The following is a 4,323-nucleotide window of genomic DNA, read 5'->3' on the forward strand; positions in this document are numbered from 1 at the left end:
CACGGTCTTCGTCGAGCCGTACGTCGCGCGCAGCCGTCACGTCGAGGTGCAGGTCGTCGGCAACGGGCACGGAGACGTGCTGGTGCTCGGCGAGCGCGACTGCACGGTCCAGCGCCGGCACCAGAAGGTGATCGAGGAGGCGCCGGCCGCCTCCGTGCCGGCGGAGGTCGCCGCCGCGCTGCACGAGGCGGCGCGCAGGGCCGCGGCCTCGATCAGCTATCGCGGCGCCGGGACCGTCGAGTTCCTCTACGACCCCGACACCGAGCGCTTCTTCTTCCTGGAGATGAACACCCGGCTCCAGGTCGAGCACCCGGTCACCGAGCTGGTGCACGGCGTCGACCTGGTCGAGCTGCAGCTCGCGGTGGCCGAGGGCGGCGGCTTCGGCGCCGGTCCGGTGGCCAACCCGGTCGACGGTCACGCGATCGAGGTCCGGCTCTACGCCGAGGACGAGACCTGGACGCCCCAGTCGGGTCGCCTCGTCACGCTCGACATCCCCTCGGACGCCGAGTTCGGGCCGCTGGCCCGCGCCGGGATCCGGGTCGACTCGGGCTTCGAGAGCGGGAACGAGGTCTCGACGCACTACGACGCGATGCTGGCCAAGGTCATCTCCTGGGCACCCAACCGGCAGCAGGCGATCCGGCAGCTGGTGGCGGCGCTGCGACGCGCCCGTATCCACGGCGTCGTGACGAACCGCGACCACCTGATCGAGATCCTGCTGTCCGCCGACTTCGCGGCCGACGAGGTCACGACCTCGTGGCTCGAGTCGCGGCCGACGTCGGAGCCCGTTGCGGCCCCGGGTCACCGGACCGGAGTCATCGCCGCGGCGCTCATGCTCGCGGCCGGCGATGCGGGCCGGCGATCCGTCCAGCAGGGCATCCCCCCCGCCTGGCGCAACGTGACCTCGCAACCGCAGCGCACCACCTTCGAGGGGCACGACCCGGTCGAGTGGTGGGGCACGCGCGACGGTTTCGTGGTCGCCGGTGTGAGCGTGCTCGACGTCTCGCCGGCCCACGCCACGCTGGAGGTCGACGGCGTGACCACGCAGACGCGCGGACATTGGTCGGACGCCACCCCCGGCGCCCCGCGTGAGCTCTGGGTCGACGGACCGGCAATGTCCGCGTGTCTACGCGAGGTGCCGCGGTTCACCGACCCGGCCGACGCGATCGCGAGCGGCAGCCTGCTCGCACCGATGCCCGGCACCGTCGTCAAGGTCGCAGTGGAAGAGGGCGACGAGGTCGAGGCCGGCGAGGTCGTGCTCGTGCTCGAGGCGATGAAGATGCAGCACACCATCACCGCCCCGTCCGCCGGACGGGTCACCACTCTCAACGCACAGCCAGGACAGCAGGTCGCCTCGGGCGACGTGCTCGCCATTGTCGAAGGAGACGACGCATGAGCAACTTCACCGAGTCCGACGAGCGCCAGGAACTGCGCCGCCAGGTCGCCAAGCTGGCCGGCAAGTTCGGCCGCGACTGGTTCACCGAGAAGGCGCGCGCCGGCGAGAAGACCACCGAGCTGTGGCTGGAGATCGGCAAGGCGGGCTACCTCGGCATCAACATCGCGGAGGAGTACGGCGGCGGGGGTGGCGGGATCGGGGACATCGCCGCCGTCTGCGAGGAGCTGTCAGCGCAGGGTTGCCCGCTGCTGATGATGGTCGTCAGCCCGGCGATCTGCGGCACCGTGATCTCCCGCTACGGCACCGAGGAGCAGAAGCAGCGCTGGCTGCCCGGGCTGTGCGACGGGACCGCCACGATGGCCTTCGCGATCACCGAGCCCGACGCCGGCACCAACTCCCACAACATCACCACGACCGCTCGCCGCGACGGCGACGGCTGGGTCCTCAAGGGCCAGAAGATCTACATCTCCGGCGTCGACGAGGCCGACAACGTGCTGGTGGTCGCGCGTACCGAGGATCGCCCCAAGGAACAAGGAGGGACCGGCAAGCTCAAGCCCTGCCTGTTCGTGGTGCCCACGGATGCGGAGGGCTTCGAGTTCACCCCGATCCCGATGGAGATCGTCAGCCCCGAGCTGCAGTTCCAGGTCTTCATCGACGACGTGCGGCTGCCGGCCGACGCGCTCGTCGGTGACGAGGACGGCGGCCTCGTCCAGCTCTTCGCGGGCCTCAACCCGGAGCGGATCATGGCCGCGTCGTTCTCCACGGGGCTGGCGAGGTTCGCGCTGGATCGCGCTGCGGCGTACGCGAAGGAACGCACCGTCTTCAAGTCCCCGATCGGCGCCCACCAGGCGATCGCGCACCCGCTGGCGCAGTCGCACATCGAGATCGAGCTGGCGCGGCTGATGACCCAGAAGGCGGCTGCGCTCTACGACGCCGGCGACGACATGGGTGCGGGAGAGGCCGCCAACATGGCGAAGTACGCCTCCGCCGAAGCCGCCTGCGACGCCGCGGACCGCGCGTTGCAGACGCACGGCGGCAACGGGATCACCCAGGAGTACGGCATGGCCGGGCTCCTCGTCGCGACCCGCGCGGGACGCATCGCGCCGATCAGTCGGGAGATGATCCTCAACTTCGTGGCGATGCACTCGCTGGGGCTGCCGAAGTCCTACTGAGCCGGACGCCGCGATCCGGCCGTGTCGTCTCCTAGGCTGTGGGGCATGGCATCGAAGGACCGCCCGCCGGTGCCCGAGGCGTGGGTGCGGCGGCTGAGCTCGCTCCTGTGCGCTCTCCCCGAGTGCGCGGAGGAGCCGGCCTGGGTCGGCACCCGGTGGCGGGTCGGCGCGGCGACGATCGCGCATGTCTTCGGGGGCGAGGACCAGTTGTTCCGGATCACGTTCCGCGCCGAGCCCGACGAGGTGATGGCCTTCGAGCTCCTGGGCGAGCCCTACTTCCGCTCCGTTTGGGGGCCCAACGTCGTCGGCATGCTGCTCGACGAGGACACCGACTGGACCGAGCTGGCCGAGCTGCTCACCGATTCCTACTGCCTCCAGGCGCCGGTGAAGCTGGCCGCGCGGGTGGAGCGCCCGGCCTGAGGCCCGGGTTCGCGCTAACGGTATGGCCACACCGCTGGCGGGGCTTGGCACCAGGCAGCATGCTGTGAGTGTGCTCAAGCTCTCTGCGTTCCTCGCAGTCGTCAGCCTCGGCTTCACGGTGTGGTGCCTGGTCGAGGCGGCCTCCACCGACGAGTCCCGCATCCGCACCATGCCCAAGGTGGCGTGGATCCTGACGATCGTGTTCCTCCCGTTGGCCGGTGCCGTCGCCTGGCTGCTCGCGGGGCGGCCGGCGAACACGGTGACCGATGCGGGAGCCGCCCCCGCGAAGCCCATCAGCGACCGGTCACGACCCGCCACCGCGCGCGAGCTGGCGAAGGACGAGGACTACTTGCGGAAGGTGCGCGAGCGCGCCGAGGAGCAGCGCCGGCGTTATGAGCAGCAGAAGAAGGACAAGCCGGACGCCGACACGTAACCGGATGAGTGTGCACGCACCTGCGCGGACCTTCGGACCACGGGCGGGGCCGGCTCAGCTGCGGTGATCGACCAGCGGCCCGAGCGGCAGCGCCGTCAGAGCGGCGTCCAGTGCCGGCGTCAGGTAGTGCCGGCCGTGGTCGTCCAGCAGCGTTGCGCCATGCAGGGGGTAGACGTCGCCGCACGCGCCGATGCCGAAGCCGACCGCATCCCCCCACAAGGTGATGCCCTCGATCCAGGACGAGATGGCTTCCGGGCACGGCCGACGGGACTTGGTGGCGAGCCCCGGCCAGAGGTCGGCGTTCAGCCGCGCGAGCAGGTCGGGCGGTATGGCGACCTCGCGGACCTGCTGCGCGCGTGGACTGACACACCACACCGCCGCGGCGAGTTCTACCTGGTCGAGCACCAGCCCCGAGTGCGTGACGGCGACGGGTGACACAGGGCACGACACGTGCCGCGAGACACCGGGCGCTTCCTGGTCACGGCGCTGGGACATCAGCGCCTCGGTGAAGGCGATGGCCAGCTCCGTGCCACCGCGACGACGCAGGCCCTCCCCGAGCGTGAGCTGGTTGCAGCCGTAGGAGTCGAACCGCACTGCACGCCAGTCACCGTCGCGATAGCCGAACCAGTAGACGAGCACAGGCCCCCCGTCGAAGGGGCACTCGGTGTCGGTCTCGACGCTGTCGAGCCTGTTGACCAGGCTCACCAGGTTGCTCACCGCGTCGGTCAGGAGGTCGGGCGGTCCCTGCACCGGTTCGCCGGAGTAGTCGCTCAACGGTGGCCCGGGGCACAGTCGCACCCGCGTCGCCCCCTCGGGCAGGTCGCCCTCCGGGAACCGCACCTCGGTCTCCGGCTCCGGGCACCCTGCCTCGAGGCCAGTCGGTACCGGCGTGCGGCTGTCCGGAC

5 protein-coding genes are annotated in these 4,323 nt (G+C 70.9%); 4 read left to right on the top strand and 1 reads right to left on the bottom strand.

Annotation, left to right across the window (positions count from 1 at the left end; genetic code table 11):
- The 4 genes from RMO85_RS00070 to RMO85_RS00085 form a co-directional block, all read left to right on the top strand.
- Positions 1-1,393 (top strand): biotin/lipoyl-containing protein (locus tag RMO85_RS00070; protein WP_310525666.1); only part of this gene is annotated, 1,393 nt, incomplete at its 5' end.
- Positions 1,390-2,565 carry an acyl-CoA dehydrogenase family protein gene (locus RMO85_RS00075; protein WP_310525668.1) on the top strand — a complete coding sequence of 392 codons (1,176 nt, stop codon included), beginning with the start codon at positions 1,390-1,392 and terminating at the stop codon, positions 2,563-2,565. The genes RMO85_RS00070 and RMO85_RS00075, both read left to right, overlap by 4 nt.
- A 45-nt stretch (positions 2,566-2,610) precedes the next feature.
- The gene (locus RMO85_RS00080) at positions 2,611-2,985 is read left to right on the top strand and encodes an MmcQ/YjbR family DNA-binding protein (RefSeq protein ID WP_310525669.1); all 375 of its coding nucleotides are present in this window, start codon (positions 2,611-2,613) and stop codon (positions 2,983-2,985) included.
- Between the two features lie 70 nt (positions 2,986-3,055).
- Positions 3,056-3,418: a PLD nuclease N-terminal domain-containing protein gene (locus RMO85_RS00085; RefSeq protein WP_310525670.1), complete on the top strand. Its 363-nt coding sequence runs from the start codon at positions 3,056-3,058 to the stop codon at positions 3,416-3,418.
- 54 nt (positions 3,419-3,472) lie between these two features.
- On the opposite strand, the gene RMO85_RS00090 is transcribed toward RMO85_RS00085, so the two are convergent.
- Positions 3,473-4,323: hypothetical protein (locus tag RMO85_RS00090; protein ID WP_310525671.1), on the bottom strand; the 851-nt coding region annotated here is incomplete at its 5' end.

Origin of the sequence: Nocardioides sp., from assembly GCF_031422975.1 — a bacterium.
GTDB lineage: Bacteria > Actinomycetota > Actinomycetes > Propionibacteriales > Nocardioidaceae > Nocardioides.